Annotated in this window: 28 protein-coding genes, 1 tRNA gene and 1 pseudogene; 13 read left to right on the forward strand and 17 right to left on the reverse strand. The window is 70.2% G+C overall.

Annotation, left to right across the window (positions count from 1 at the left end; all coding sequences use genetic code 11):
• Window positions 1-7: 7 nt before the first annotated feature.
• The 3 genes from OG928_RS18430 (at window position 8) to OG928_RS18440 (ending at window position 3909) form a co-directional block, all read left to right on the forward strand.
• The gene (locus OG928_RS18430) at window positions 8-424 is read left to right on the forward strand and encodes a DUF4345 domain-containing protein (protein WP_406285016.1); all 417 of its coding nucleotides are present in this window, start codon (window positions 8-10) and stop codon (window positions 422-424) included.
• Between the two features lie 158 nt (window positions 425-582).
• Window positions 583-1362, forward strand: a complete 780-nt coding sequence (locus OG928_RS18435) for an ABC transporter ATP-binding protein (RefSeq protein ID WP_406285017.1) — start codon at window positions 583-585, stop codon at window positions 1360-1362.
• 6 nt (window positions 1363-1368) lie between these two features.
• Window positions 1369-3909 (forward strand): FtsX-like permease family protein, encoded by a 2541-nt coding sequence (locus OG928_RS18440; protein WP_406285019.1) that lies wholly within the window; start codon window positions 1369-1371, stop codon window positions 3907-3909.
• A gap of 569 nt (window positions 3910-4478) precedes the next feature.
• On the opposite strand, the gene OG928_RS18445 is transcribed toward OG928_RS18440, so the two are convergent.
• Window positions 4479-4555, reverse strand: a tRNA-Pro gene (locus tag OG928_RS18445).
• A gap of 48 nt (window positions 4556-4603) precedes the next feature.
• The gene (locus OG928_RS18450) at window positions 4604-5536 is read right to left on the reverse strand and encodes a metallophosphoesterase (RefSeq protein ID WP_406285021.1); all 933 of its coding nucleotides are present in this window, start codon (window positions 5534-5536) and stop codon (window positions 4604-4606) included.
• 136 nt (window positions 5537-5672) lie between these two features.
• Here OG928_RS18450 and OG928_RS18455 point away from each other — a divergent pair, with 136 nt between their 5' ends.
• Window positions 5673-6128: a GatB/YqeY domain-containing protein gene (locus OG928_RS18455; RefSeq protein ID WP_406285024.1), complete on the forward strand. Its 456-nt coding sequence runs from the start codon at window positions 5673-5675 to the stop codon at window positions 6126-6128.
• 165 nt (window positions 6129-6293) lie between these two features.
• On the opposite strand, the gene OG928_RS18460 is transcribed toward OG928_RS18455, so the two are convergent.
• Window positions 6294-8606: a transglycosylase domain-containing protein gene (locus OG928_RS18460; RefSeq protein WP_406285026.1), complete on the reverse strand. Its 2313-nt coding sequence runs from the start codon at window positions 8604-8606 to the stop codon at window positions 6294-6296.
• 381 nt (window positions 8607-8987) lie between these two features.
• Here OG928_RS18460 and OG928_RS18465 point away from each other — a divergent pair, with 381 nt between their 5' ends.
• Complete coding sequence (locus tag OG928_RS18465) at window positions 8988-9302, forward strand: WhiB family transcriptional regulator (protein WP_406285028.1); 315 nt, start codon at window positions 8988-8990, stop codon at window positions 9300-9302.
• Window positions 9303-9468: 166 nt separating this feature from the next.
• On the opposite strand, the gene OG928_RS18470 is transcribed toward OG928_RS18465, so the two are convergent.
• From OG928_RS18470 to OG928_RS18485, 4 genes are all read right to left on the reverse strand, one after another.
• Complete coding sequence (locus tag OG928_RS18470) at window positions 9469-10629, reverse strand: ArsA family ATPase (protein WP_406285029.1); 1161 nt, start codon at window positions 10627-10629, stop codon at window positions 9469-9471.
• Window positions 10626-11636: an ArsA-related P-loop ATPase gene (locus tag OG928_RS18475; protein ID WP_406291061.1), complete on the reverse strand. Its 1011-nt coding sequence runs from the start codon at window positions 11634-11636 to the stop codon at window positions 10626-10628. Before OG928_RS18475 ends, OG928_RS18470 begins: the two co-directional genes overlap by 4 nt.
• Before the next feature lie 211 nt (window positions 11637-11847).
• Window positions 11848-13140 (reverse strand): kynureninase, encoded by a 1293-nt coding sequence (gene kynU, locus OG928_RS18480; protein WP_406285032.1) that lies wholly within the window; start codon window positions 13138-13140, stop codon window positions 11848-11850.
• Complete coding sequence (locus OG928_RS18485; protein WP_406285034.1) at window positions 13122-14039, reverse strand: tryptophan 2,3-dioxygenase; 918 nt, start codon at window positions 14037-14039, stop codon at window positions 13122-13124. Before OG928_RS18485 ends, kynU begins: the two co-directional genes overlap by 19 nt.
• A gap of 180 nt (window positions 14040-14219) precedes the next feature.
• Here OG928_RS18485 and OG928_RS18490 point away from each other — a divergent pair, with 180 nt between their 5' ends.
• Genes OG928_RS18490 through OG928_RS18500 form a run of 3 tightly spaced genes read left to right on the forward strand, consistent with a single transcriptional unit; the run spans window position 14220 to window position 15315 of the window.
• Entirely contained in the window at window positions 14220-14672 is a 453-nt protein-coding gene (locus OG928_RS18490) for an Lrp/AsnC family transcriptional regulator (RefSeq protein WP_406285037.1), read from the forward strand.
• An 11-nt stretch (window positions 14673-14683) separates the two neighbouring features.
• Window positions 14684-14851 (forward strand): hypothetical protein, encoded by a 168-nt coding sequence (locus OG928_RS18495; RefSeq protein ID WP_406285040.1) that lies wholly within the window; start codon window positions 14684-14686, stop codon window positions 14849-14851.
• A complete protein-coding gene (locus OG928_RS18500) occupies window positions 14848-15315 on the forward strand; it encodes a RidA family protein (protein ID WP_406285043.1) in 468 nt (155 codons plus the stop codon). Before OG928_RS18495 ends, OG928_RS18500 begins: the two co-directional genes overlap by 4 nt.
• Window positions 15316-15585: 270 nt before the next feature.
• On the opposite strand, the gene OG928_RS18505 is transcribed toward OG928_RS18500, so the two are convergent.
• Window positions 15586-16602 (reverse strand): MarR family transcriptional regulator, encoded by a 1017-nt coding sequence (locus OG928_RS18505; RefSeq protein ID WP_406285045.1) that lies wholly within the window; start codon window positions 16600-16602, stop codon window positions 15586-15588.
• Window positions 16603-16980: 378 nt separating this feature from the next.
• Window positions 16981-17439 (reverse strand): ATP-binding protein, encoded by a 459-nt coding sequence (locus OG928_RS18510; protein WP_406285046.1) that lies wholly within the window; start codon window positions 17437-17439, stop codon window positions 16981-16983.
• A gap of 147 nt (window positions 17440-17586) precedes the next feature.
• On the opposite strand from OG928_RS18510, the gene OG928_RS18515 reads away from it, so the two are divergent.
• Both OG928_RS18515 and OG928_RS18520 read left to right on the forward strand, forming a co-directional pair.
• A complete protein-coding gene (locus tag OG928_RS18515; RefSeq protein WP_406285047.1) occupies window positions 17587-18429 on the forward strand; it encodes a Scr1 family TA system antitoxin-like transcriptional regulator in 843 nt (280 codons plus the stop codon).
• Window positions 18426-18617, forward strand: a complete 192-nt coding sequence (locus tag OG928_RS18520; RefSeq protein WP_406285049.1) for a DUF397 domain-containing protein — start codon at window positions 18426-18428, stop codon at window positions 18615-18617. Before OG928_RS18515 ends, OG928_RS18520 begins: the two co-directional genes overlap by 4 nt.
• A gap of 92 nt (window positions 18618-18709) precedes the next feature.
• Here OG928_RS18520 and OG928_RS18525 read toward each other — a convergent pair.
• From OG928_RS18525 to OG928_RS18535, 3 genes and pseudogenes are all read right to left on the reverse strand, one after another.
• Window positions 18710-18865: pseudogene (locus tag OG928_RS18525) on the reverse strand (hypothetical protein); the annotation flags it as partial.
• A gap of 19 nt (window positions 18866-18884) precedes the next feature.
• On the reverse strand, window positions 18885-19277 hold the full coding sequence (locus tag OG928_RS18530) for a DUF4267 domain-containing protein (RefSeq protein ID WP_406285051.1): 393 nt from the start codon (window positions 19275-19277) through the stop codon (window positions 18885-18887).
• 194 nt (window positions 19278-19471) lie between these two features.
• Entirely contained in the window at window positions 19472-19918 is a 447-nt protein-coding gene (locus OG928_RS18535; RefSeq protein WP_406285052.1) for an anthrone oxygenase family protein, read from the reverse strand.
• Between the two features lie 91 nt (window positions 19919-20009).
• Here OG928_RS18535 and OG928_RS18540 point away from each other — a divergent pair, with 91 nt between their 5' ends.
• A complete protein-coding gene (locus OG928_RS18540; RefSeq protein WP_406285054.1) occupies window positions 20010-20588 on the forward strand; it encodes a TetR/AcrR family transcriptional regulator in 579 nt (192 codons plus the stop codon).
• A gap of 267 nt (window positions 20589-20855) precedes the next feature.
• Here the strand turns inward: OG928_RS18540 and OG928_RS18545 are convergent, their stop codons facing one another.
• The 4 genes from OG928_RS18545 to OG928_RS18560 form a co-directional block, all read right to left on the reverse strand.
• Window positions 20856-21254 (reverse strand): RidA family protein, encoded by a 399-nt coding sequence (locus OG928_RS18545; protein ID WP_406285057.1) that lies wholly within the window; start codon window positions 21252-21254, stop codon window positions 20856-20858.
• On the reverse strand, window positions 21229-21606 hold the full coding sequence (locus OG928_RS18550; RefSeq protein WP_406285060.1) for an alpha/beta fold hydrolase: 378 nt from the start codon (window positions 21604-21606) through the stop codon (window positions 21229-21231). Before OG928_RS18550 ends, OG928_RS18545 begins: the two co-directional genes overlap by 26 nt.
• Before the next feature lie 212 nt (window positions 21607-21818).
• Complete coding sequence (locus OG928_RS18555) at window positions 21819-22079, reverse strand: tetratricopeptide repeat protein (RefSeq protein WP_406291063.1); 261 nt, start codon at window positions 22077-22079, stop codon at window positions 21819-21821.
• Window positions 22080-22109: 30 nt separating this feature from the next.
• Entirely contained in the window at window positions 22110-23531 is a 1422-nt protein-coding gene (locus OG928_RS18560; protein WP_406285063.1) for an ATP-binding protein, read from the reverse strand.
• Window positions 23532-23713: 182 nt separating this feature from the next.
• Between OG928_RS18560 and OG928_RS18565 the strand changes: the two genes are divergently transcribed.
• Both OG928_RS18565 and OG928_RS18570 read left to right on the forward strand, forming a co-directional pair.
• Window positions 23714-24589 (forward strand): NUDIX hydrolase, encoded by an 876-nt coding sequence (locus OG928_RS18565; RefSeq protein WP_406285065.1) that lies wholly within the window; start codon window positions 23714-23716, stop codon window positions 24587-24589.
• 44 nt (window positions 24590-24633) lie between these two features.
• Window positions 24634-25458 (forward strand): MBL fold metallo-hydrolase, encoded by an 825-nt coding sequence (locus OG928_RS18570; protein WP_406285067.1) that lies wholly within the window; start codon window positions 24634-24636, stop codon window positions 25456-25458.
• Window positions 25459-25541: 83 nt separating this feature from the next.
• Here the strand turns inward: OG928_RS18570 and OG928_RS18575 are convergent, their stop codons facing one another.
• The gene (locus OG928_RS18575; protein ID WP_020554920.1) at window positions 25542-26216 is read right to left on the reverse strand and encodes a Crp/Fnr family transcriptional regulator; all 675 of its coding nucleotides are present in this window, start codon (window positions 26214-26216) and stop codon (window positions 25542-25544) included.
• Window positions 26217-26347 lie beyond the last annotated feature (131 nt).

Raw genomic sequence — 26347 nt, forward strand, 5'->3', positions numbered from 1 at the left:
TGGGGTCATGGCCAAGGCACTTCGGGTGTTCGCATGGGTGATGGGCCTCGCCTGCACGGCGATCGGGCTGTTCCACGTGGTCGGCGGCAATGCCGCGATTCCGGGCGAGGCCGACGCCGGCCCCACTCTGGACAGCCTGGGCCGGTTCTTGGGCGCGATCTTCGCCGGGTACGGGCTGGCCTGGCTGTGGGCGGCCCGGCAGGACCCCGTCCCGGCGAAGGTGGTGCGGTGGCTCGCGGCGGTGTTCCTGCTGGGCGGCGTGGGGCGGCTGCTGTCCCTGGCGGTGCACGGGTGGCCGCACTGGTTCCAGGTGGCGCTGACCGTGATCGAGCTGGTCTTCCCGCCGGTCTGGTTCTGGCTGGCGGATGCCGACGAGCGGGCGTCCCGGGAGTGGCGGCCCGCGAGTGCGCCGGCCGCCCGGTAACTGCTCGCGCTGATCGCCGCCACGGCCCTGTCCTCTTCAAACCGTCCGGCAGACGCACCCGCCCCGCGGCCCGCGTCAAGGCTGCGCGGTCCCCGTGCGCGAGACCGTCTCCGCGCGCTGACTCCCCACGCTCGTCCCCTCGATCGTCAAGGACTGTCATGAACACGAGCACCATGCCCAGTGACCGCCACGCGGCCCGGACCGTGCGGGTCTCCCGAGTGCACGGCGACGGCGACACCGTTGTGCGTGCCCTGGACGACGTCACGATCGGATTCGAACGGGGGCGGTTCACCGCCGTCATGGGTCCCTCCGGATCGGGCAAGTCCACGCTGTTGCACTGCCTCGCCGGACTCGACGACGTCTCGGCCGGAGAGGTCTACCTCGGCGACACCGAACTCGGCTCGCTGACCGACCGTCAACTCACCCGGCTGCGCCGGGACCGGATCGGCTTCGTCTTCCAGGCGTTCAACCTGCTGCCCACGATGACGGCGCTGGAGAACATCCTGCTCCCCGCCTCCCTCGCGGGCCGCAAGCCCGACCTCGACTGGCTCGACCGCATCGTGACCTCGGTGGGGTTGGACACTCGCCTGCACCACCGGCCCGGGGAGCTGTCCGGCGGCCAGCAGCAGCGCGTCGCGGTGGCCCGGGCGTTGGTGGGTCGGCCCGAGATCGTGATGGCCGACGAACCGACCGGCAACCTCGACTCGCGCTCGGGCTCCGAGGTGCTCGCGCTGCTGAGGAACGCGGTGAACGAGTTGGGACAGACGGTCCTGATGGTCACCCACGACCCGGTCGCGGCCGGCTTCGCGGACTCGGTGGTGTTCCTGGCCGACGGCCGCATCGCCGACGTCATGGACAGCCCCACGTCCGATCGAGTCCTGGACCGAATGAAGGCATTCGACCGCGTGGCCGCCGGTGTCGGCGCCCGAGGGGTGTGACACACGATGCTGATCCGTCTCTCGCTCGCCAACCTGTGGGCCCGCAAGCGCCGGCTCGTGGGACTCGTCCTGGCGGTGCTCCTGGGCACCGCCTTCCTCTCCGGCTCGCTCGTGCTCGCCGACACGATGAGTTCCTCCATCGGCGGCCTGATCCGCGACAGCGGCGCCGGCACCGATGTGGTGGTGCGCAACGCCACCGCGGTGACCGACGACCCCGGCGCTCAGCGCGGCGGGATCGACGCCTCGCTCGTGGACCGGGTCCGGGCCGTGTCCGGCGTCGCCGCCGCCGAGCCGATCATCCAGGGCTACGGCCAGGTCGTCGGCAAGGACGGCAAAGCGCTGACCGGCAACGGTCCGCGGATGGCGGGCAACTGGGTCCCCGACCCGGCACTGACCCCGTATCGGCTCGCCGACGGCCGGGCGCCCGCCGGCCCCGACGAGGTCGTGATCGACCGGGGTACCGCGAAGCAGGGGCACCTGAAGCCCGGCGACCGGGTCACGGTCCTGACCCCCACACCGGTGCCGGTGACCATCGTGGGCGTCGCCACCTTCGGTGACCAGGACGCCTTCGGCGGCGGCTCCTACACCGCGTTCGATCTGGACGGCGCGCGGCAGCACGTGCTGCGTGATCCGGGCAAGGTCTCCACCATCGCGGTGCGGGCGGTGTCGGGCACCGATCAACGGGAACTGGCCGCCCGCATCCAGCAGGCGCTGCCCGCCGACACGCAGGCACTGCCCGGCAGCGAGGCCACCGGTGAGGCGGTCGACGCCGTCGAGGACGGCTTCCTGAAGATCTTCCGCACGTTCCTGACCGTCTTCGCCGTGATCGCACTCGTCGTCGCGGCCTTCTCGATCAACCACACGTTCTCGGTGGTCGCCGCGCAGCGCACCCGTGAGGTCGCGTTGATGCGGGCACTGGGCGCCGGGCGCGGACAGGTGCTGCGCCAGGCGCTGATCGAGGCGCTCGTGATCGGGGTGACCGCGTCCGTCGCCGGTCTGGCGGCGGGGCTGGGTCTGGCGGCGGGGCTCAAGGAGTTGTTCACCGCGCTTGGGGTCGAACTGCCCGCACGGGGCCTGACGTTCAAGGCGTCCACCGCCTACACGGTGCTGCCGGTCGGCATCCTGGTGACGGCGTTCGCGGCACTCGTGCCGGCCGTGCGCGGCTCGCGGGTCGCCCCGGTCACCGCGCTGCGCGGTGCGGGCGCCGAGAGCGCCGAACTGCCTCGGCGTCGGCTGATCGCGGGGGCCGTGCTGCTCGCCGCAGGCATCGCGGTCGGCATCGCCGGCGGCGGCCTGACGGGCCTGGCGATCGCGGCGCCGGCAGTGCTCGTGGGCGTGGTCCTGATCGCCCCGGCCGGCATCCGCGCGGTCGGTGGTCCGCTCACCGCGCCACTGGCGCGACTGCGGGGCGCACCGGGCGCCCTGGCCCGGGGCAACCTCCTGCGCAGCCCGCGTCGGACGGCGGGGTCCGCGATCGCGATGGTGCTCGGGATCGCGATCGTCACGATCTTCGCGGTGTTCGCCGCGTCCCTCAAGCAGGGCTCGGGTGAGCAGACCCGTGAGGTGATCGCGGGCGAGATCGTGATCGGTGGATCGGCGCCGGGCGGCTGGGCCGGTGGCGGTCACAGCCCCGAGCTCAGCCGCAAGGTGGCCGAGGTGTCCGGGGTCGAGGTTGCCGGTGGCATCCGCGGCGCGAACGCGCTCGTCGACGGCCACAGCCGACAGGTCCTCGCGGTGGAATCCGCGCGCTTGGACCGCCTGTTCGACCTCGACGTCACCGCCGGTCGGGTGAGCGGGCTGAGCCCGAACGACATCGCGGTCTCCGCCGACACGGCGAAGGACCAGGGTTGGCGGATCGGCTCGACGGCCGAGGTCACCTTCCCCGACGGCGCGCGGCAGACGTTCACGGTGGCGGGATTGTACGACCGCACCGCCGTGGTCGGCGACTACCTGATCGACCGTCAGGCGTGGGAACCGCACGCGGACACGGCCCTGGACTCGGCGACCGTGCTGCGGCTCGCCCCGGGCGCCTCCATCGACGAGGTCAAGGCGGCGGTCGAAGGCCTGGCCAAGGAGTACGGGGCCCCGCCGGTGCGCGACCGCGAAGGGTTCGTCAAGGCGCAGGGCGCGATGTTGGAGACGCTCGTCGCCGTGGTCTACGTACTGCTCGCGCTCGCGTTGGTGATCGCGCTCGGTGGAATCGCCAACACGCTCTCGCTCGCGGCCTACGAACGCACCCGTGAGCTGGGCCTGTTGCGGGCGATCGGTGCGGCTCGGGCCCAGGTGCGGTCGGCGCTGCGCTGGGAGTCCACCCTTGTGGCCACGATCGGCGCCGTGACCGGGCTCGTGATCGGCCTGTTCCTGGGCTGGACGACGATCCGGGCGATCGGTTCGGGCAACACCGGAGCGGCCCTGCCGTTCGAGATCCCGACCCTGCAACTGGCCCTGTTGATCACGGTGGGCGCCCTGGGCGGCCTGCTTGCCGGCGCCCGCCCGGCCGCCAAGGCCGCCAAGATCCCGGTCCTGCGGGCGATATCCACCCAGTAACCGACCTACCGCACGTGCGAGTGCCGGGCCCACGGGCCCGGCACTCGCACGCCCGAGCCCACCCCGCCGACCCACACCGCGGGGCTCCGCGCGTCAGGCGGCCCGCTCCGACTCGCCGGCGAAGCCGGCCCACGGCGCGTCGAGCAGCGCTCACCGGAACGCGGGTCGCATCCCTCGCTCGCGGCACGTCCGTACGATCTGCGACACGCGCCTGCGTCCACGTGGCTCAACGCCGGAGCGCCCCGAACGCAGGTCGCGGAGTGGGCCGGCCAGTCGGTGACCTTGCTGCCGCGGTTCCACGTCAAGTGCATCGTCGGCCAGGACGCGCACGCCAGAGAGCTCATCGAACGCGCGCTCGGGAGGACTACGACGGCCCTGACCTCGAAGAACCGGGCCCGGGAGCGGCCGTAACCCAGCGCGTATTTTGCCGGCGTTGGTTGCCACCGAGGGCGGGCCACTCGACCTGGCGGTCGATGGAGGTTACGGGCAACCGGAGTGGTTGCTGTACTTTCGTGCCGGTAACGCGCCAAAGGCCCCATCGGAATCATCCGATAGAGCCTTTGACCTGCTGGTCGGGGTGGCGGGATTTGAACCCACGGCCTCTTCGTCCCGAACGAAGCGCGCTACCAAGCTGCGCCACACCCCGATGCTGCGCGTTCAGCTTAGCGGGTCGGGGGCCTGAGGCGAAATCCGGTTATCGCGGGGTGGGGGCGGCGGTGCTGCCGGGGGACTGACGGGGTGTCAGGGTCAGCAGGGTGGCCTCCGGGGGGCACGCGAAGCGGAAGCGGGCGTAGCGCGAGGTGCCGCAGCCCGCGGAGACGTGCAGGTACGCCTCGCGCTCGGCCGAGACGTGCCTGGAGAGGCCCTTGGCGCGCTTGCGGTCCAGGTCGCAGTTCGTGGCGAGGGCGCCGTAGAACGGGACGCACACCTGGCCGCCGTGCGTGTGGCCGGCGATCACGAGCGGGTAGCCCTCGGCGGTGAACGCGTCGAGCGCGCGCAGGTACGGCGCGTGGACGACGGCGAGCGAGACGTCGGCGGCCGGGTCCGGGCCGCCGGCCACCTGCTCGTAGCGGTCCCGGTCGATGTGCGGGTCGTCCAGGCCGACCAGCTCGATCTCCAGGCCCTCCACCTTGAGCCGCCCGCGCGCGTTGTTCAGGTTCTCCCAGCCCGCCGCGTCGAAGCCGTCGCGCAGGTCGGTCCACGGGTTCTCCCGGCCGAGCCGGCGGGTGCCGTCGTCGCGGCGCAGGTAGCTCGTGGGGTCCTTGGGCCGGGGGCCGTAGTAGTCGTTGGAGCCGAACACGTACGCCCCGGGCCGCGCCATCAGCGGGCCGAGCGCGTCGAGCGTCTCCGGCACCGCCTCCGGGTCGGACAGGTTGTCGCCGGTGTTCAGCACGAAGTCGGGATGCAGCGCGTCGAGCCGGCGCAGCCACTCCTGCTTGCGGCGCTGGCCGGAAACCATGTGGATGTCGGACACCTGCAGGATCCGCACCGGTCGGGCACCGCGCGGCAGCACCGGCACCTCGACCCGGCGCAGACGGAACGAACGGGCCTCATAGGCCGCCGCATAAGTGAGGCAGGCTGCCCCGGTGGCGGCAACGGCAAGGGGGATGGCTGAACGCGGTCGCATCCCTCCATGCTGGCAGAGCCGGCCGGCCGTCGGCAGTCTCGTGATCGCACTCGTGTGTGCGCGGGCGCACTCGCGGCGCCCGGCCACCGGGTAATTGGGTGGGGTGGTGGGCCCGACGGCTGCGACACTTGAGCGCATGAGCCCCTTCAAGAGCCGTTTGCAGAGCGACCTCACCGCGGCCATCCGGTCCCGCGACGAACTGGTCTCCTCCACGCTGCGCCTCACCCTGACCGCGATCACCAACGAGGAGGTCGCGGGCAAGACGGCCCGCGAGCTGTCCGACGACGAGGTCGTCAAGGTCATCGTGCGCGAGGCGAAGAAGCGTCGCGAGGCCGCCGAGGCCTTCGAGAACGGCGGCCGGCCCGAGTCCGCCGCCCGCGAGCGCGCCGAGGGCGAGGTCCTCGCGGCCTACCTGCCGGCGCAGCTGTCCGACGACGAGCTCAAGGTGATCGTCGCCGACGCGATCGCGGCCACCGGGGCGAGCGGTCCGCAGGCGATGGGCCAGGTCATGAAGGTCGTCCGGCCCAAGGTCGGGGACAAGGCCGAGGGCGGCCGGATCGCCGCCGAGATCAAGGCCCAGCTCGGCGTCTGACGCACCGCCGTCCGACGCACGGCCGTCCGACGCACCGCTGTCCGACACACCGCCGTCCGACACCGTACGAAACGCCGATGGCGGTGCCCCCCGATCGGGGGGCACCGCCATCGGCGTCTGCGTCAGGATCCGGGCGATGCCGGTTCCGTCCCGCCTCGTGCGTCCTCAGCCATCGATCCACGGCGGAGTGGTCCACGGCGGCCGCGGCGTGTGCGGTGGCTTGGTGTTGCCGCCGCCCCCGGGTGGCGGGGTGCTCGGCGTCGTCGGCGGGGTCGTCGGCGGCTTGGTGTTGCCGCCGCCCCCGGTCGGCGGCCGATTCTCGCCGCGGGGATTGGGCTTGTCGTCCGGCTTCTTGTTCGGATCCGGCTTGGCCGGAATCGTGCCCGCGGGCGGGTCGACGAAGTCCGGATCGTCCATGCCCTTGAGGGCGCCGGTCATGGCGCTCTTCCAGATCGGTCCGGGGACCTCGCCGCCGTAGACCTTGGCGTAGGTCTTGCCGGCGATCCGGATGTTGACCATCTCGACGTCGTCCTTGGCACCGCCGACCCAGACCGCGGTGGACAGGTTCGGCGTGTAGCCGACGAACCAGGCCGCCTTGCGCTCGTTGGTGGTGCCGGTCTTGCCCGCGTTGTCCCGGTCGCTCAGGCCGGCCTTGGTGCCGGTGCCGTCCTCGACCACGCCCTTGAGCAGGGTGTTGATCGTGTCGGCGGTGGACTGCTTCATGACCTGCTTGCAGCCCGCCTGGGGGACGGGCAGCTTCGTGCCGTCGAGCTTGGCCACCTCGGTGACCGCGACCGGCGAGCAGTACACGCCGCGCGCGGCGAAGCCCGCGTAGGCGGCGGCCATGTTCAGCGGGGCGATCGCGTTGGCACCGAGCGTCATGCTCGGGACCTGCACCAGCGGCTTGCCGTTGCCCTGGTGTACGCCCATCTGGTCGGCCAGCGTCGCGATCGGACACAGTCCCACGTCCTTGGACAACAGGACGAAGTAGGTGTTGATCGACTTCTCCAGCGCGGTCTGCATGTTCCACGTGCCGGTTTCCGAGCGGCTCTCGTTGACCGGCTTGTAGTTGGGGTCGCGAGCGGTGTCACCGCACGTGCGGAACTTCTCCTTCCGCATGTCGATCTCGTAGCCGGTGGAGTATTCCTGATCGACCTCCATGCCGCTTTCCAGCGCCGCCGCGGCGGTGATCGGCTTGAACGTCGAGCCGGTCTGGAAACCGAAGGTCGAGCCGCCCATCGAGTGGTCGACCGAGTAGTTGAGGGTCGTCTCGTAGTCGCCGAATCCGTAGGGCCGGCTCTGGGCCATCGCCTTGATCTTCCCGCTGCCGGGTTCGACCATCACGACGGCGTCCGCGACCGGATCCTTTTGGAGTACGCCCTTGGTTGCGGCGGAGTAGGCCGCCTTCTGGGCCTTTCGGTCCAACGTGGTGGTGATCCGCAGACCACCCTCGCGCCACAACTGGTTGCGCTCTTCCTTCGTCTTGCCGAACGCCGTGTCGTTCTTGACCACCCGTTCGACGTAGTCGCAGAAGAACGCCGCGCCGTCGATCTGGTCGGCGGTGATGCAGCCGTTGGGCAGCGGCTGGGTCTTCAGGTTGAGTTCGGTGGCCTTGGCCCCGTCGGCCTCGGCCTGCGAGATGACGTTCACCTCTGCCATCCGCTGCAACACGATGTTGCGGCGGTCCCGGGCGGCCTTCGGGTAGCCGATCGGGTCGAACGCCGAAGGAGCCTGCACGACGCCGGCCAGGGTGGCCGCCTCGGGCAGGGTCAGGTCCTTGGCGTGCTTGCTGAAGTAACGCTGCGACGCGGCCTCGACGCCGTACGCCTGGCGGCCGAAGAAGGTGATGTTGAGATACCTGGTCAGGATCTCGTCCTTGGACAGCTGCTGTTCCAGGCCGATCGCGTACTTCAGTTCCTTGATCTTGCGGGAGATCTCCTGGGCCTGGGCCTTGGCCACCTTGGCCGGGTCGTCGCCGGCCTCCTCCACGAAGATGTTCTTCACGTACTGCTGGGTGAGACTGGAACCGCCCTGCTTGGTTCCGGTGCCCGACTGCTGATTGCGCATCAGGGCGCGCAGGGTGCCCTTGAGGTCGATCGGACCGTGCTCGTAGAAGCGCGAGTCCTCGATCGCCACGATCGCCTGACGCATGATCGGCGAGATCTGGTCGAAGTTCACCAGGATGCGATACCGGTCGTAGACCATCGCGAGTTGGTTGCCCTCGGAGTCCAGGATGTACGACGGCTGCGACAGGAACGGCTGGGCCAGGTCGCCGGGCAGGTCGTCGAAGTTTTCCGACGCCGCCTTCGCGGTCAGGCCGAAGCCGCCCACGAACGGCAGCGCGATTCCCGCGACCAGGGCGCCGGCGAGGATGCTCGCACCCACGAAGGCGGCGAACCGGCCCACGAAGCCCAGCGGGGATCGGGGGCGGGACGGGCCGCGTTTCGGACGGGCCGAGCCGGAGGAAGTTCGGGCCATGGACGACACCCTACGTGCCGAAACACCGCGCACGGACAAGGGACTTCGCCTAAGCTTGCCGTGCAGCCGTGGGAATGCTGTCACCGCGCATTTCACTCTTTGGAGTGAATGTGGCCGAATGTCGCATTCCCGGCACCGTGTTCCGTGCCGGCGAGCCGCCGACGACATGCCTCCATCTGAGTGAGGCCGCGACCGGAAACGCAAGAGCATTCACCCGGACGGGTGGGTCCATATTTGCGCATAGTCCTTCCGGGCCATCGATGACTGCCCGTGAAGGGGCTGTTGCGCGTGCCCAGGGTTTCGTACCGTCCTGCTTGGCGACGGGAATTCCCATCGCCGCCGTTGGGGGAGCCTCGAAAATCGGGAGAGGACGGCACCAGCATGAGCTGGGTTACCGACTGGAGCACGCAGGCCGCCTGCCGGAGTACCGATCCGGATGAGCTGTTCGTGCAGGGGGCGGCGCAGAATCGAGCCAAGGCAGTGTGCACCGGATGTCCGGTTCGCACCGAATGCCTGGCGGACGCGCTGGACAATCGAGTGGAGTTCGGCGTCTGGGGCGGCATGACCGAGCGGGAGCGGCGCGCGCTGCTGCGCCGCCGGCCGCTGATCACCTCGTGGCGTCGACTGTTGGAGACCGCGCGTGAGGAGTACGAGCGGGACATCCACGGAGACGAGGAGTTTCGGGTCGCCGGCTGAACACCTGCCACAGCCTTGAATACAACCTTGAACGCAGCCTTGAACGGCGCCATGGTCGAGAACCACCGTCTTGGAGCGTCACAGCCCGCCGGGGCCGGGAGTCAGGCCCGGGCCCCGGCAGGGTGGTGACGGATCGTCGGTGGTCGGCCGAGCAGACGGCACGAGATCAGCCCGAGCCCAGGCTCTGGCCGATGACGCGCAGACCGTCCAGGTCGTGCACGTCGCCGGGCAGTGCCGGGACCTCGGCCACCCGCACCTCGGGGTGGATCGAGGTGAAGCGCGTGCGCATGCGCTCCTCGCGGTCGATCACGCGCAGCCGCTCGGCGTGCAGCGTGAGCAGTCCCGCGACCAGGCGCAGGTCGGCCGGGCGCGGCGACTCGTCGTCCTGCTCGCCGTCGGCCTGCTCGGTCAACGCCTCGGCGGCGGCCACGCTCCGCTCCGCGGACAGCCGGCCCGCGCGGGTCGCGTGCACGCGGTTGAGCACGAGGCCGGCCAGCGGCATGCGCTCGGTACCCAGGCGCTCGACGAAGTACGCGGCCTCGCGCAGCGCGTCCTTCTCGGGGGCCGCGACCACCAGGAACGACGTCCCGCGGGCCTGGAGGAGTTTGTAGGTCGCGTCGGCGCGCTTGCGGAAGCCGCCGAACGTGGTGTCGAGCGCGGCCACGAAGGTCTGGATGTCGGTCAACAGGTGGGTGCCGACGACCTTGCTGAGCGCGCCGGTCATCAGCCCCATGCCCGCCGACAGGAACTTGAGCGCACCGCGCCCGCCCACCTTGGCGGGGGCGGACAGGATTCGGATCAGCCGACCGTCGAGGAACGAGCCGAGGCGCTGGGGGGCGTCGAGGAAGTCGAGCGCGGACCTGCTCGGCGGGGTGTCCACCACGATCAGGTCCCACTCGCCGGTCGCGTGCAGCTGGCCGAGCTTCTCCATCGCCATGTATTCCTGCGTGCCGGCGAAGCTGGAGGACAGCGATTGGTAGAACGGGTTGTCCAGGATCTGCTGCGCGCGCTCGGGGTCCGCGTGCTGTTCGACGATCTCGTCGAACGTGCGCTTCATGTCGAGCATCATCGCGTGCAGGCTGCCGCCCTTGCTCTCGTCGACGTCGACGACCCGGCGGGGCGTGTTGTCCAGCTCGGTCAGCCCCATCGACTGGGCGAGCCGACGCGCGGGGTCGATGGTCAGCACCACCACGTCCCGACCGCGTTCGGCCGCGCGCAGGCCGAGCGCCGCGGCCGTGGTGGTCTTGCCGACCCCGCCGGAGCCGCAGCACACCAGGATGCGCGTGCCCAAGTCGTCGATCAGCGCGTCTATGTCCAGCCTGTTCATGCCATCCCCTGCTCGCGCAGCGCCTCGGCCAGCCGGTACAGACCGCCCAGGTCCATGCCGTCGGCCAGCAGCGGCAGTTCGTAGACCGGCAGGTCCAGGCCGCGAACCAGGCCGCGACCGGTGCTCTCCAGCTCGATCCGGCTCGCGTGCTCGTCGGCCTCCGCGAGCAGGGACGCCACCAGCGGCCGCGTGGGCTTGATGCCGCCGGCGACGAGGCCGGCCTCGAGCAGCTCGGGGGTGAGCCGCTGCCCGGTGTCGCTCTCGTCCTCGGCCTGCAGCGGCGGGCGGGCCATGTTGATCACCACGCCGCCGGCGGGCAGCCCCGAGGCGCGCAGTTCGGTGACGCCGTCCACGGTCTCCTGGACCGGCATCTCCTCCAGCAGCGTGACCAGGTGCACGGCGGTCTGCGGCGAGCGGATCACGCCCATCACCGCCTCGGCCTGGGTGTGGATCGGGCCGAATCTGGCCAGCCCGGCGACCTCGGTGTTCACGTTGAGGAAGCGCGCGATCCGACCGGTGGGCGGCGCGTCCATGACCACCGCGTCGTAGGCGAATCTCCCCTGCACCCGGCGGCGGGCCGACTCGCACGCCTTGCCGGTCAGCAGCACGTCGCGCAGACCCGGCGCGATGGTGGTCGCGAAGTCGATCGCGCCCAGTTTCTTCAGGCCCTTTCCGGCCCGACCCAGGTGGTAGAACATGTCGAGGTATTCGAGCAGGGCCTCCTCCGGGTCGATCGCGAGCGCGTACACCTCGCCACCGCCCGGGGCGACCGCGATCTTGCGGTCCTCGTAGGGCAGATGCGGGCAGTCGAAGAGTTGGGCGATGCCCTGCCGCCCCTCGACCTCGACCAGCAGGGTTCTGCGCCCGCCGCCGGCCAGGGCCAGGGCCAGGGCGGCGGCCACGGTCGTCTTGCCGGTGCCGCCCTTGCCGCTGACGACGTGCAGGCGCACACCCTCCCAGTCGCCGTTTCCCTCGGTCGTATGTGCGCCCACCGCTGTCGCCGTCATCGTGTCCGTCCAGCGCGTCCGACCGAGGCGGCCGACGGGGCGGTCGTTCCGGGTGCGTGGCATGCCCGGATCCCTGCCCCCACCGGCATGCCCCATACGGCCGTACCCGCGGAAATCCCGGACTCGCGTGACCTCGCACCCAAACTCACGAGTCGAGCCTAACCACCCGGTCCCCGCGGGGTCCGAGGTGATACCCCAGTGGTGACCCGAGTCACGTCACCGTCGCCCGAACGGCGTAGCGCGCGTCCTTGTACGCCCCCGTCTCCAGGATGTCCCCGAGGATCCGTACGGACTCCACGACATCGGCGTAGCCGACGTACAGCGGGTTGAAGCCGAACCGCAGCACGTCGGGGGGCCGGACGTCGCCGATGACACCCCGATCGATCAGCGCCGACATCACCGCGTGCGGCTCCGAGTGGCGGACCGCGACCTGGCTGCCGCGCAGCGCGTGCTCGGCCGGGGTCAGCGTTTCCAGGCCGAGCGCGCCGACGCACTCGATGAACAGGTCGGTCAGCGCGAGGCTCTTGGTCCGCACCGCCCGCATGTCCACGCCCTCGTACGCGCCGAGCGCGGCCTCGAGCGCGAGCATCGACAGCAGCGGCGGGGTGCCGATCCGGGCCCGCTCGATGCCGGGCGCCGGCGCGTACCCGGCCTCCATGCCGAACGGGTTCGCGTGCCCGTGCCAGCCGGTCAGGGCCGGCGCGAAGCCGGCGATGTGCCGTGCGGCGACGTAGATGAACGCCGGCGCGCCGGGGCCGCCGGAGAGGTACTTGTACGAGCAGCCGACGGCGATGTCGACGTCGTTGGCATCCAGGTCGACCGGCAGTGCGCCGGCGGAGTGGCACAGGTCCCAGATCGTGAGCGCGCCGGCGTCGTGCGCGGCGGCGGTGAGGCCGCGCAGGTCGCGCAGCGCGCCGCTGCGGTAGTCGACGTGGTTGTACGCGATCGCCGCGACCGCGTCCCCCTCGGCGCGCAGCGCGGCGGGCAGTTCGGCGACCGGGACCCGGCGCACCTTCGCGCCGAGCAGGTCGGCGACCGATTCGGTCAGGTAGAGGTCGGTGGGGAAGCTGTCCGGGTCGGCGAGGACCACGGTGCGACCCGGTCGCAGCCGCAGCGCGCCCGCGACCGCGTTGAAGATCTGTACCGACGTCGAGTCGCCGCACACGACCTGGCCGGGGGCGGCGCCCACGAGCGTCCCGATCGTGTCGCCGATCCGGGTGGGGGCCTCCCACCAGCCGTTGGCGTTCCACGAGCGGATGAGGTCGGTGCCCCACTGGCGGTGCACCGCGTCGTTCAACGCCTCGGGCACGGCGGCGGGCAGCGCGCCGAGCGAGTTGCCGTCGAGGTAGATCACCCCGGCGGGCAACAGGAATCGCTCGCGCACGTGCGCCAGCGGGTCGGCCGCGTCGAGCTCGGCGGCCCTTGTTCGATACGTCGAGTCGAGCGCGAAGGAGGGTCGGGCCGGGGAATCACCGGCGACCGCGTTCAGCAAGGGATCGGACATGCCACACCATCTTTCGATGAAGATGAATCAGCCTTCGAAGGTTCGACCAAGGTGCGCATGGTCCACAATTCGGGAAAAACGCGCACGCGTACGGTCTGTTCCAACCAAGATGCTCCGGCCGAACCACCTGTGCCCGGCCGATTTCCCAGCGCTCGAAGTGTGGCGGCCAGATGCCGCTCGCGCCAGCGTGTCCAGCGCTCGGAAACATCCGTGAGCGCCTCGCCGAGCTCGATCAGGTCGCGCACGCCGTCCGTGTAGGCGCTCGCCCAGGCTCGCTCGACGTCCTCGGACGGGGTGTACGGACGGCTCGGGTCCGAGGTCTCGTCGGCGCGGTACAGACCCCGGCGGGCCAGCACGCCGAGCGCGTGGTCGTACAGGCTCGGGGCGCGCAGCGAGCGGTCCAGGTCGGCGTGCACGGCCGGCGCGCCCACGTACGGCCGGAGCACGCCCGCGCGCTTGATCCCGAGCAGGAACTCCAGGTGCCGGTACAGGTGCGACTGGAAGCCGGACGAATCGCCGAGCGCCCCGCGGAACGCCCCGAACTCGCCGGGGGTGAGCGTCGCGAGCAGGTCCCAGGTGGACACCAGCACGTCCAGCTCGCGGATGCTGCGCCGGATCGTGCCGGTCGCGCCGGGCACGTCGTCGGCGTCGAGTTGCTCGCCCGCGATCGTCCATTCGTGCCGGAGCAGCGCGAACAGCAGCTCCATGACCTGCGACGAGATCAGGAACGAGAGTTCGGCCGGCACGTCGGTGCGGGTCTGCTGGATCGAGAGCAGCTGGTCGAGGTGCACGTAGTCCGAGTAGGGCGGCGCGGTCGCGCCGGGGAAGTCCTGGTGCGGGCCCGCCATCGGGCAGCCGCCCGTCGTCTCGGTCTCCACCGCATGTCCACCGGCTGGCATCGCGGACCACCTCTCGTGCGCATCCCACCGGAGTCCGGAGGGGTCGGTCGGGGAATGCCCACATGAAACCGTTCGACCATTCGGTTGGGAATGGGTGTCGGGCACCACCGGAGGCGATTCGGTTTACGCTCCCAAGGTGTCGAACGGCAGATCTCTCACGATCGTGAACCGAGGATGAACATGGATGCGATCGACCGCGCTCTGCTCGCCGAGCTGCAGCGCGACGCGCGGACCTCACTCAACGAACTGTCCCGCCGGATCAACCTCTCCGCGCCCGCGGTGGCCACCCGCGTGCGCCGACTCGAACACGCCGGGGTGATCACCGGCTACCACGCGCACGTGGATCCGGCGGCGGCCGGGCGCGGGGTGATCGCGCTGGTCCGGATGAATTGCTACGGCCCCGCGTGCCTGCTCCGCCGGGACGCGGACACTGTGCGCGAGTGGCGCGAGGTGCTCCAGGTGCACCGGGTCACCGGCGACGCGTGCTGCCTGTTGATGGTCGCGGTCCCGACGATGGCCGACTTCCAGGTGCTGATCGACCGGCTCGGCGAGCACGGGCAACCGTCGAGCACGATGGTGCTGTCCTCGCCGGTGGCGTGGCGCCCCGTCGAACCGCCGGACGTGTCCGTCTAAAGTCTTCAGACATGACGAAGTGGGAATACGTGACGGTCCCCCTGCTGGTCCACGCGACGAAGCAGATCCTGGACAACTGGGGTGACGACGGCTGGGAACTCGTGCAGGTCGTACCGGGCCCGAACCCCGAGAGCCTGGTGGCCTACATGAAGCGGGCGAAGCAGGTGGCGGGCCAGTGAGCGAAGCAAGCCCCGAACAGCGCATCACCGATCTGGGTCTGACCCTTCCGGGCGTGGTGCCCCCGGTCGCGGCCTACGTTCCGGCGATCCGTACCGGCAACTACATCCACACCTCGGGCCAGCTGCCGATGATCGACGGCAAGCTGCCCGCGACCGGCAAGGTCGGCGCCGAGGTCACCGCCGAGGAGGCGAAGGAGTTCGCGCGGCAGTGCGCGCTCAACGCGCTCGCGGCGATCAAGGCCGAGCTGGGCGACCTGTCCCTGGTGCGCCGGGTGGTCAAGGTCGTCGGCTTCGTGGCCAGCGCCCCGGACTTCACCGGTCAGCCCGGTGTGATCAACGGCGCGAGCGAGCTGCTCGGCGAGGTCTTCGGCGAGGCCGGGCGACACGCCCGCAGCGCCGTCGGCGTGGCCGTACTGCCGCTGGACTCCCCGGTCGAGGTGGAACTCCTCGTCGAGGTCGTCTGACCCGGACGCCGCGGACCACAACGACGACCCGCAAGCCGTCGGCCCCGACCACCACCAGGTGGCCGGGGCCGACGCCGTTCGCCCCGAACCGAGAAGCGGTCCTGACGGATCCGGTTCTCGCCCCCTCCAGGCAGCGTCCCTACGCTGCGACGAGTCGAAGCCCTGGTCCTGTGCCGACGTATCGGCGAGTGGCGACGCGCGAAGATCGGTCAGGTTTCCAAATGGGACAAGATTTGGTCCACCTCGACGCGCCACATCCGAGCGGCCTCATCAGCCATGTGTCCCGACCGAGTCGGCAGGGCGGGCGTGGAAGGCCCGACGCAATTCTTGGACGCGTCGGCGGACCTCGTGCACGGGTAGGCCGGTGCCGGGAGCCGACGGTTGTTCGTGGCGACACGTCCGGCAGAGGCCGCCGGGAAGGGCTTCGGGGCGTCCTGGCACGGCGCAGGTTGTGCATTCCAGGAGGCGGCGGGGAGGCGGAGGTGTCTCGGGTGTAGTGGTTTCAGCTCGCAGGGGCTCGGGGGGCAGCTTTTCGATGAGTCGCCTGCGAGTGAAGGCGCCCGGGGCGTGGATCTGGTCGGGCAGGCCGGCCGTCAGCGCGAGGACGAGCTGCGGCTTGGTGATTCCGCGTGCGAGCCAGGTGGCGGCGAGGGGTTCCAGCGTGGCGCAGTCGGTGGCGGAGAGGGTCAACCGGGCGTCTTTGTGGCCGAGTTCGCCGAGGGCTTCGTACGCGGCGGAGCGGGGGCCGGTGGGGGCGCGGTGGGCGTCGGATGGAGCGGGGGGATCTGCGGCGGGCGGTGAGGCTGTGGGCTGCCGGGCGCGTGGGGTGGGTTCGCGTTCGGGAGACGATGTGGTGGGGGCTTCGGCTGCGCGAACTTCCCTGCTCGCTGCGGGAGGTGGCGTCACGGTGGGCTTCGCGGGCTCGACCGGGGCCGGAGCCGGGGCCGGCGGATCGGCGGTCAGGAAGTGGGCCCACCAGGTGTCGTCGCAGGCCGTGCGGGAGAAGTACGTCCGGTACACCCAGCGCGTTTGGTCGCCGCCGACGGCCTCGCGGACTCGGCGCAGGTGGCCGGCTGCGGACAGCGCGGTGAGCGCGGAGCGGACGGCTTGCTGCCCGTAGCGGGGGAGGGACTTGGCCAGTGTCTTGACGTCCATCGCGGCGCCGTCGGGCAGGCGGTCGACGTAGGCGGCGATGTACGCCTCACGTTCGGGCAGGTGTGCGAAGTCGTGCCTGCGGCGCGGGGGTTGGTCGGGGACTACGCGTTTGCCGTAACCCGGATTGGCCATTGGATGCGCGGCGTGGCGCGGGGCGGCGTTAAAGTCATCACAAGCCATGGGATCGCCTTTCAGGTTCACGATCGTTGTGGTCAGACCCCGGTTCGGTGTTGATGCACCTGCCGGGGTCGTTCGTTGTCGCGAACCTAGGACGCTGCGACGCTGCGCTGCAAGCCGGTCACGAATAGTCATACATGCAGATCGCGTCCGGTCCCCGCGCCCCACGCGCGGGCATGGGGAGGGTGGGTGGGTGGGTTCAAATAACCGCCCAATCCAACAAAAGGGCGCTCGGATCTCGACCCTCGACACCCGATGCCCGGCGCCTGTGCTTCGAGCTTCGGGGCTGAGCAAAGCCAGCGCGCGGACCGCCTGTTCGCCGAGCTATCGAGATCATGGAGACCCAGGCAGATCCTCATCGCGGGTATTCATTTCCGCGAAGACGACCTTGCCCGGCCCCGATCGTTCGGTCACTCCCCAACAGGTCGCGACGGAATCGACGATTACCAGACCCCGGCCGCTCTCGGCGTCTGCGGCCGGCGGCGGCGCGCTCACGGGTCGTTCGGGATGGGCGTCGGCCACCTCGACCCGAACGACACCCGTCGCGCTGTCATAGGCGAGTCGCAGCGCGAAGCCGGTGTCCGGAACGCCGCCATGCAGCACGGCGTTTGCGGCGAGTTCTCCGACGATCAAGGCCACCGAGTCGGAGACCCGACTGCCGTACGGGATGCCCCAGGTTGCCAGCTGGTACGTGGCGAGACGGCGCGCGCGGCGCGCACCGCGCCCGGTGGCCGAAAAGCATTGTGCGAACACCCGTGCGGTGGCGCTGATTTGCGTCAGTGGAAATGTCATGCCCCAGAGTTCGCAGCTCGCCGACGTCACGAACAGGGACTGCGCCAGTACAACCCGATCTGTACTGGTTGACGGTATGGACTGGGCGAGTAACACGCCGTGACAATGAATCACGTTGCCGGGGCACGGGAACGGAAGGTGGCGGGGATGACAGCGGACAACGGCGGTAGGTGCGGTGAGCCCGAGTTGTCGGACAGTCTCAAGACGTTCGGCGTGGTTCTCAAGGCTCTTCGAGACGAAGCCGGGCTGACGCAAGAGGAGTTCGCGCCATGCGTGGGCTACTCGGGTCACTACATCGCCAAGATCGAACAGGGCAAACGCTTCCCGCCCCGGGACCTCGTGACTCGCTCCGAGACAGCACTCGGACCGACTGCGGGACGCGTGCTGAAGGCGGCGGCGCAGAGCTTGTCCCGCAAGGCGGGATTGGCCTCGTGGTTCCGGCAGTGGGCGGGGATCGAGGAAGACGCGGTGTCGCTGTGCACGTACGAGTGCCGGGCGATCCCCGGACTACTGCAACCGGAGATGTACGTCCGAACCATCTTCGAGCGTAGGCTTCCACCGCTTTCCGAAGACCAAATCGAACAGCAGGTGGCCGCTCGCCTCGAACGACAGCGCCTACTGGTCGAACGGCCGAACACGGCGTTCAGCTTCATCATCGAACAAGCCCTGCTGGAAAGGCGCCTGGGAGGCAGGGAGGTCACCCGTGCCCTGATAAACCACCTCCTCGAGCACACCAAGCGGCGCAACGTGGAGATCCAGGTCATGCCTCTGTGCCGGGAGGACCATGCGGGCATCGACGGTCTCATCTATCTGGCTGAAACCACCGAGCACAACTGGGTCGGATACTCGGAGGGCCAACAATCCAGCGTCCTGATCACAAGTCCGAAAGACGTGAGCGCGATGCTCCAACGCTATGGCAGGCTGCGCTCGCAGGCCCTCGGCCACGACGCCACGGTGAGCCTGTTGGAGGAGATGCGAGGAGCGCTATGAGTACCCGAGAGTCGACATGGTTCAAGAGCAGCTACAGCGGCAGCTCCGGCGACAACTGCGTCGAGGTCGCCGTGCGCCCTGAGGTGGTTCGTGTCCGGGACACCAAGGACGTACGGATCCACCCTCTCACCCTCTCGCCCACCGCCTGGTCCCGTTTCACCGCAGACACGGCAGGCAACCGAGACTGAGCACCGCAACGGTGGCCAAGCATCCGGCCGCCGCTGCGGCGAGTCCAGGCACCGCCGCGACTTCGCCCCCGGGGCCATTGCCTGGCGAACGTCTCCATCTGCATGAGGACCAGGTCGATGGCCTCGCGCTCCTCGTCGGGCGGGTAGTCGAACTTCGTCAGGACTCGGCGAATCTTGGGCGCTGGTGAGTTGGTGGAGCATAGGGCCGCAGCCGTCCAGGTCGAGCATCCGCGTCTCTTGATCCTCAATCCGACTCTCGTGCGGATTTCAGGCGGTTGCCGGCCGCTCGCGCAGCAGCAGTCCTGCGGTCACCGCGACGGTGGCCGCAGCCAGCCCGTGGACGCCGTACGCGGTCGCCGTCGAGCCGCCTTCGTTCAGCACGATCGTCATGTCGCCGACCGGGACGACGGCCATCGCCGCCATCGCCAGCCCGAGCGCCTTGCGCTGCCCGGCGAGCACCAGCGCGAGGATTACCAGTCCGAAGCCGATGTCGCGCATGCCCTTGACCGCCAGGAACCCCTCCCCCTGGTCCTGTGGCCAGGTCGGCAGCCCGAACCCCTCGGCCGTCGCCTGCGGCGCGAGCAGGTAGCTGATCCCGGTGTAGAGGAGGAACAGGCCGCCGAGGACGGCGAGGACGGTGGCGAAGCGCTTCATGGTCATTGAGATTCTCCTGAGGGTGTCGTACGGCAGGGCAGGGCGGAGCGGGATCGGCGGCGGGCGTCGCATCGCCCGCGAGGCGACGCGTCAGCGACAGCGGGGAGCGGGGAGCGGGCGGGGACTTCGTCCCGTGGCCCCGACGTCCCGGCGCTGTCCCGACGGACGTCGTGACGGCCGGGGCGGGTGGGCCTGCGGGTTCAGACGAGGGCGCTGACGAGGAGGGTGAAGGCGGCGATGATGACGGCGACGCGGACGTAGTGGAGGCGCTCCCAGCGGCGCACCTGCTCCTGCCAGTCCGCGGGCCGGTTCTCCGGGGTCCACGTCTTGTTCCGGTTGTTGATCGGGACGAGCAGCAGGACCGACATCACCACGCTCAGGAGCAGCAGCGCGCCGGCGGCGACGACCAGGGCGGTGCCGTCGTGGTGCCGTCCGGCGACGGCCCAGACGCCGACCAGGACGAGCGAGCCGATGTACCAGACCGGCATCACCGCGCCGAGCATCCGCCCCCCGTGGGCGTGGCCGCTCTGGCGGCTGTCCTCGGGCAGCGCGTTCAGGATCGGGTTCATGACGAAGGCCACGGCGAACTCCACCCCCACCATCACGCCGACGACCACGGTGGTGAACACCTCGAGTGTGCTGAGCATGACGACCCCTCCAAATATCTAGCACTGCTAGGTGATGGGGCAAAGCTAGTACTGCTGCCGCTCTCTTGTCTAGCGATGCTAGGATCGAGGAATGTCGGTACAGGAACGCAAGCAACGCGAACGCGCCGAGCGCGAACGCCTCATCGTGGCGACCGCCCGCGAACTCGCCGAACAGCAGGGCTGGGACGCGGTCACCACCCGCCGCCTCGCCGAACGCATCGAATACAGCCAGCCCGTCCTCTACAGCCACTTCCGCGGCAAACGCGAGATCATCGGCGCCGTCGCCCTCCAGGGCGCCGCCGAACTGGCCGCGGCGGTGCGCGCCGCGACCGCCGCCGCGGACGGCCCGCGCGCCCGGGTCGCCGCCCTCGCCCGCGCCTACCTCGACTTCGCCGCACGCAACCCGGCGGTCTACGACGCCGTCTTCCACCTCGACGGCGGCCTCGCCTTCGCGCACCAGGACACCCCGGAACCGCTCAAGGACGCCTTCGCCGCGCTGCTGGAAACCCTCGGCGAGGCCGCCGGGGACGGCGTCCACCCGGGCGTGTTCACCGAGACGTTCTGGGCCGCCCTCCACGGTCTGGCCACCCTGACCCGGTCCGGACGGCTCCCGCCGGAGTACGCCGAACCGAGGCTGGAACTCCTGGTGGACCGGCTCACCATGGTCTGACACACCATCGGGGATACGAGCTGCAACCGACCGGAAAACGGCGTCAGCGGGGTCGGCCGGACGGAGTTACCGCCGTTCACCGTTCCGATGCAGGTCGCCGTGCTTGTGACTTGGATTCCTTGATGGCTCTGTCTCACTTCATGCATCAAGTACGCCAGAACCGACCTTCACACCCGGTTGCGACCCGTTTCGTTGCTTGCCACCTGTTCCTGAACCGCCGCCCGCGCCGGGATGAACAGCCTCCGGACACAGGCGGCGGCGACTATTTCAGGACCGCGCGGCGACGGCTTCGACCTCGAACAGGATCTCGGGCATAGCCAGGCCGGCGACCCCGATGACGGTGTTCGTGGGAGGGTTGGCGCCGCCACCCTGCACGGCCCCGCCGATGGCCCCGAGCTTGGCGAAGTCAAGGCCCACCACGTACGTCCTGAGCTGGACGACGTGGCTGAAGTCGAGCCCGTGGGCGGCAAGAGCGACACCGAGGTTGCCGAACGCCTGCTCCACCTGCTTGGCGAAGTCCGTCGAGACGACCGAGCCCTCTGCGTCGGATCCGTACTGACCCGAGATGAACACCAGGTCCGTGCCGGCCGGGACGGCGGCGGTGTGGCTGTAGCCGAACGGGACCGGGTTGTGCAGACCGTCAGGATTGACGATGGTGTGCGACATATAGATCATCTTTCTTGTGCGATTGGTCGGTTCGTGTGCCGGTCGTCAGCCGGTCGCGGTCGCGGTGGTCCATAACGCCCCAGATCTTCAATCCGGGATGGTCGGGTGCGACCAGCCGGAACCGGTTGCCGGGCACATCGATGAGTCGGCGGAACTGGTGCGAGGCGGACGGGAATCCGTGCAGCAGGAGCAGCACGGGAGCGTCGGCGGGACCGGCTTCGCGAGAGAAGACGCGGGCGCCGTCGGCGTCGGCGAAGCGGTGTGCCACGCCGGGAGAAAGTTCATCGGAATTCCATGGGTATCCGGCGTGTTCGTGCACCTCAAGAGTGCTGGGTCTCCAGTTGGTGATCAACGAGAGATCGGACAACGCCGGTTGCTTGTGCGGCAACGATGCCGTGACCGGTATCACGCGCTCGTCGCGTCACGTTTCAAGCCCGGTCCTGGTCTTAAGGGGCGAAAGGTCCAGGCACCTGCGGTGCCGGACATCGCCGCCGGCACCGTGAACACGATGCCGGACGGGATCCGACGGCCGCGCGCCTTCGCCGACGGCCGGCCTCGCAACCGTTACGTGGACCGTGCCCGTTCCAGGTTCGCCCGCACCAGCGCAATCAACGGATGACCGGGGCTAAGTATCCGCTCGGAGTCGGCCAGGGTGTGTTCGTACAGCGGGGTCGCCCGTCCCAGGTCCCCCGCCGACTCGTACGCGTACGCGAGGTTGTTGCGGAAGATCAGCGTGCCGGGGTGGGCGGCGCGCAGTTCTCGCTCGGAGTCGGCGAGGTTTGGTTCGAGCAGCGGGATCGCCCGCCCCAGGTCCCCCGCTGACAGGGCCTGCCGTCGACTTCGTGCGGCCTGCGTTCAGCGGGTGCGCCAGGCCGCGAGGAGGTCCTCCGGGGAGAAGGTTGCCTGGAGGCCGGGGCAGGTGATGCCGCTTCGGGAGACTGCGACGAGGGGGAGGGGGGCGTCGGTGAGGGCGGCTCTGTGCTTGTGCAGGGCGGCGAGGTCGTGGGCGTCGAATGGGGACGACTCCAGCCATTTGATCGACCCCAGGAACAGCAACTGCTCGGCCACGGGCTGTCGGTCGGCTCCCACGAGGTCGATCTCGACGTCGTTGCTTCGGGTCCAGTAGCCGCCGACGGCGGGGGCGGCGGGCAGTTCGCCGGCCGGCAGAAGGCGGGCGAGGGACTCTCGGATCAGCGGCTCGACGGCGCGCCCTCGCCAGCTGGTCCACCGGTCTCGCGTCCGGGCCAGGGTGAGGTCTCCGCGCATGCGCTCGATCTCCGCCATGTGCGGATCGAGAAACGCCAGCCAGAACCGCAGATACGGATCCGCCACGCGGTAGCGGCGTTCCTTCGAGGGGTGCAGGGAGATCGGAAGTTCGGCCGCCACGACACGTTTGTCGATCAGCAGGTCCGCCGCCCTGGTGAGGGTGCTGTGGGCGATCCCGCCGGCGGCGCGCGCGATGTTGGTGAAGGTCCGCTCGCCTGTTCCGATCGCCCGCAGCACCTCCCGGCCCATCGCCTGCGGGGGGAACTCCGCCGCGAGTGACCGCTCGGCCGAGACCAGGAGCGCGGAGATCGGGTTCTCCAGCGCGGTCTCCAGGAATTCCCACATGGAGGCCCCGGGCCGCCACTCCCGGCAAATCAGCGGCAGGCCACCGGTGATCAGTGCGGCGTCGAAGGCGGCGGCCGGCTCCAAGTCGAGCATCTCGCCGATGTCGGCCGGGTTCAGCGGACCCACGACCATCTCGCGTCCTCGCTGATGGAACGGCCGTTCGTGGCTGTCCAGCGCCTCCATCATCGACAGGTCCGAACCGACCAGCAGCAACAGGACCGGCTTCCGGCTGAGCAACCGGTCCCAGGCCCGCTGGAGCATGCCCTCGAAGGCGTCGACGCGCTCCATCAGGTAGGGCACTTCATCGATCACCACCACGCTCGGGGTGTCGTCGGGCAGGATCTCCGCCAGCAGCCGGAAGGCCGCGTTCCACTGGCTCGGCGTCTCCTCGGCGAAGAGCGCGTGTTCGGGCAGCGTGGAAGCGGCAGCGGCGTCGAGCAGTTCCGCCAGTTCGTCCTCGGCGGAGCCACCGCCGGCGGTGAAGAAGAGGTGGGGGACCGCCGCCTGCCGGAGGAACTCCTCGACCAGAGTGGACTTCCCCACGCGCCGCCTACCGCGCATCAGCACGCACTGGCCGGGCCGAGCCGCACCCACGGCCTCGCGAACCTCGTCGAGCGCGTTCCGCAGTGTGCGCAGCTCTCGACCCCGGCCGATGAAGCGATGCATGCGAAGGGTCCCATCGTGGTGACACGGTAATACTGGTCCCAGAGATAGTAGCGCAGGAGATACTATCTCTGGAGCTAGTAATCGGAAGGATCCTTGGATCCCCCAGTCGGGTCCGATCGGATCCGGTCGGTTTTCGGGGGTGTCGGATGGAACTTGACTCGGTCAGGCGTACGATCCGGGCCATGGCCGAATCTGGGAGTACGCAAGCGGGTGGCGCGCCGTCGGGGTTGCCCGCGTCCTGGGTCGAGCGGGCCCGGGCGATCATCGCCGGCGAGGCCGAGCCCGTCGCGCCGCGGCGGGCGGCGACCGTGGTGCTGTTGCGCGACCGGCCCGAGGGGCCCGAGGCGTATCTGCTGCGCCGGCACACCACGATGAAGTTCGCGGCCGGCATGTACGCCTTCCCCGGCGGCGCCGTGGACCCGCGCGACGCGGACCACTCCGTGGCCTGGGCCGGGCCCGACCCCGCCGAATGGGCGAAGCGGTTCGGCACCGGCGCCTCCGAGGCCCGGGCGATCGTCTGTGCGGCGGTCCGCGAGACCTTCGAGGAGTCCGGCGTCCTGTTGGCCGGTCCGAACGCGAACACGATCGTCTCCGACACCACCGGCGAGGACTGGGAGGCCGACCGCGCGGCCCTGGTCGCGCGTGAGCAGACGCTGACCGAGTTCCTGGAGCGCCGCGAACTGGTGCTGCGCTCCGACCTGCTCGGCGCGTGGTCGCGCTGGGTCACCCCGGAGTTCGAGGACCGGCGCTACGACACGTGGTTCTTCGTCGCCGCCCTGCCCGCCGGGCAGCGCACGCGCGACGTCTCGGGCGAGGCCGACCGGGTCACCTGGGCCCGGCCCGCCGACGCGCTCGCGCAGCACCGCGCGCAGGAGATGGCGATGTTGCCGCCCACCATCGACACGTTGCGCCACATGGCCGAACTCGCCGACCCCGCGGCGGCCCTGGCGGCCGCGGCGGATCGCGAGATCACGCCGATCATGGCGCAGGGCCGCTTCGACGGCGATCGCCTCGTCCTCGAATGGCCCGGCATCGCGGACCCGTTCGGGCTGCGATGAGGCCCCACCGGAACTGAGACACCCGACTGGTACAGGATGCGCTCATGAACGCACAGCCCCTGCCCGGCAACCCCCGTTCGAGCATCGGCGGGCCCGCGAGCCCCCGGGTGACGTGTCTGCTCGCGCCGAATCCGAGCGCGATGTCGCTGGACGGCACGAACACCTGGATCGTGGCGGAGCCCGGCTCGGACACCGCCGTCGTGATCGACCCGGGCCCCGACGACGAGGGCCACCTGCGCGCGATCGTGGCCGCGGTGGCCGCCGACGGTCGCCGGGTGGGCCGGATCCTGCTCACCCACGGCCACCCCGACCACTCGGCGGGCGTCGCCGGTCTCAAGGCGCTCACCAATGCCGTCGTGCACTCGGTCGACCCGCAGTGGCGCTACGGCGGCGAGGGCCTGAGCGACGGACAGGTGATCGACGACGGTGGCCTGGATCTACGCGTCGTGGCCACGCCCGGCCATTCGGGTGACTCGGTGTGCTTCGTGGTCGCCGCGGACCGGTTCGTGATCACCGGCGACACCGTGCTCGGCCGCGGCACCACGGTCGTCGCGCACCCCGACGGCAAGCTCGGCGCCTACCTGGACTCGCTGCGCCGACTGCGCGCGCTGGCGGAATCCGGCGAGGCCACCGTGATCCTGCCCGCACACGGGCCGATCCTGGACGACGCGGCCGGCGTGCTCGACTTCTACCTGGCCCACCGAGCCGCCAGGCTGGCCCAGGTCGAGGCCGCGGTGGCGGCGGGCGACAAGACCGCCCCCGAGGTCGTGCAACGCGTCTACGCGGACGTGGACCGCGGGCTGTGGTGGGCCGCGGAGCTGTCCGTCCGCGCCCAGCTGGAGTACCTCGCCGAGCGCGCAGACGCCTGAACCCGGCGGACACCCGAACGGGGACGCCCGAACACGACTGTGGGGCCCGCCGACGGCGGGCCCCACAGTCGTCGTCCGAAGTGCTACCGCGAGCGGCGGGACAGCCGCTCGACGTCCATCAGGACCACCGCACGCGCCTCCAGGCGCAGCCAGCCGCGGCTGGCGAAGTCGGCGAGCGCCTTGTTGACGGTCTCCCGCGAGGCGCCGACCAGCTGGGCCAGCTCCTCCTGGGTGAGGTCGTGCGCGACGTGGATTCCCTCGTCGGCCGGCACGCCGAAGCGGCGCGACAGGTCGAGCAGCGCCTTGGCCACGCGGCCGGGGACGTCGGAGAAGACCAGGTCGCCCAGGCTCTCGTTGGTCCGCCGCAGGCGACGGGCTATCGCCCGCAGCAGTGCCGCCGCGACCTTGGGCCGACCGGTCAGCCAGGGCTGCAGGTCGGAGTGGCCCAGGCCGAGCAGCCGTACGTCGGTGAGCGCGGTCGCCGTCGCCGTACGCGGTCCGGGGTCGAACAGCGACAGCTCGCCGAACATCTCGCCCGGGCCGAGCACCGCGAGCATGTTCTCGCGACCGTCGTTGGAGCTGCGGTGCAGCTTGATCTTGCCCTCGATCACCACGTACAGCCGGTCGCCCGGGTCACCTTCGTGGAAGAGCGAGTCGCCGCGCTCGAGCGCGACCTCCGTCATGGAGGCCCGCAGCTCAGCGGCGTCCTCATCTTCGAGCGCCGCGAACAGCGGAGCCCGCTGCAAAACGTCGTCCACGAGGTTCCTCCTAGCCGGCTTGGGGACACCAATGATGCCGGACGGTCAAACAGTGCGATCGGTCACAGTCTGACGCACCGCTACTCGCAATCATCACGCGGGGTGGTCTGGATCACGAACGGGCGGATCAG

The sequence above is a fragment of the Embleya sp. NBC_00896 genome, assembly GCF_045207785.1.
Classification (GTDB): Bacteria; Actinomycetota; Actinomycetes; order Streptomycetales; family Streptomycetaceae; genus Embleya.

Bases quoted from the DNA above. Each gene is read 5' to 3' on its own strand.
- OG928_RS18560 (WP_406285063.1), bottom strand. From the start codon at position 23,531: ATGCATCGCTTCATCGGCCGGGGTCGAGAGCTGCGCACACTGCGGAAC.
- OG928_RS18530 (WP_406285051.1), bottom strand. From the start codon at position 19,277: ATGACCATGAAGCGCTTCGCCACCGTCCTCGCCGTCCTCGGCGGCCTG.
- OG928_RS18515 (WP_406285047.1), top strand. From the start codon at position 17,587: ATGACAGCGGACAACGGCGGTAGGTGCGGTGAGCCCGAGTTGTCGGAC.
- OG928_RS18490 (WP_406285037.1), top strand. From the start codon at position 14,220: ATGGATGCGATCGACCGCGCTCTGCTCGCCGAGCTGCAGCGCGACGCG.
- OG928_RS18465 (WP_406285028.1), top strand. From the start codon at position 8,988: ATGAGCTGGGTTACCGACTGGAGCACGCAGGCCGCCTGCCGGAGTACC.
- OG928_RS18545 (WP_406285057.1), bottom strand. From the start codon at position 21,254: ATGTCGCACACCATCGTCAATCCTGACGGTCTGCACAACCCGGTCCCG.
- OG928_RS18470 (WP_406285029.1), bottom strand. From the start codon at position 10,629: ATGAACAGGCTGGACATAGACGCGCTGATCGACGACTTGGGCACGCGC.
- OG928_RS18475 (WP_406291061.1), bottom strand. From the start codon at position 11,636: ATGACGGCGACAGCGGTGGGCGCACATACGACCGAGGGAAACGGCGAC.
- OG928_RS18570 (WP_406285067.1), top strand. From the start codon at position 24,634: ATGAACGCACAGCCCCTGCCCGGCAACCCCCGTTCGAGCATCGGCGGG.
- OG928_RS18505 (WP_406285045.1), bottom strand. From the start codon at position 16,602: ATGGCCAATCCGGGTTACGGCAAACGCGTAGTCCCCGACCAACCCCCG.
- OG928_RS18430 (WP_406285016.1), top strand. From the start codon at position 8: ATGGCCAAGGCACTTCGGGTGTTCGCATGGGTGATGGGCCTCGCCTGC.
- OG928_RS18435 (WP_406285017.1), top strand. From the start codon at position 583: ATGAACACGAGCACCATGCCCAGTGACCGCCACGCGGCCCGGACCGTG.
- kynU (WP_406285032.1), bottom strand. From the start codon at position 13,140: ATGTCCGATCCCTTGCTGAACGCGGTCGCCGGTGATTCCCCGGCCCGA.
- OG928_RS18510 (WP_406285046.1), bottom strand. From the start codon at position 17,439: ATGACATTTCCACTGACGCAAATCAGCGCCACCGCACGGGTGTTCGCA.
- OG928_RS18520 (WP_406285049.1), top strand. From the start codon at position 18,426: ATGAGTACCCGAGAGTCGACATGGTTCAAGAGCAGCTACAGCGGCAGC.
- OG928_RS18455 (WP_406285024.1), top strand. From the start codon at position 5,673: ATGAGCCCCTTCAAGAGCCGTTTGCAGAGCGACCTCACCGCGGCCATC.
- OG928_RS18485 (WP_406285034.1), bottom strand. From the start codon at position 14,039: ATGCCAGCCGGTGGACATGCGGTGGAGACCGAGACGACGGGCGGCTGC.
- OG928_RS18540 (WP_406285054.1), top strand. From the start codon at position 20,010: ATGTCGGTACAGGAACGCAAGCAACGCGAACGCGCCGAGCGCGAACGC.
- OG928_RS18450 (WP_406285021.1), bottom strand. From the start codon at position 5,536: ATGCGACCGCGTTCAGCCATCCCCCTTGCCGTTGCCGCCACCGGGGCA.
- OG928_RS18440 (WP_406285019.1), top strand. From the start codon at position 1,369: ATGCTGATCCGTCTCTCGCTCGCCAACCTGTGGGCCCGCAAGCGCCGG.
- OG928_RS18460 (WP_406285026.1), bottom strand. From the start codon at position 8,606: ATGGCCCGAACTTCCTCCGGCTCGGCCCGTCCGAAACGCGGCCCGTCC.
- OG928_RS18535 (WP_406285052.1), bottom strand. From the start codon at position 19,918: ATGCTCAGCACACTCGAGGTGTTCACCACCGTGGTCGTCGGCGTGATG.
- OG928_RS18565 (WP_406285065.1), top strand. From the start codon at position 23,714: ATGGCCGAATCTGGGAGTACGCAAGCGGGTGGCGCGCCGTCGGGGTTG.
- OG928_RS18495 (WP_406285040.1), top strand. From the start codon at position 14,684: ATGACGAAGTGGGAATACGTGACGGTCCCCCTGCTGGTCCACGCGACG.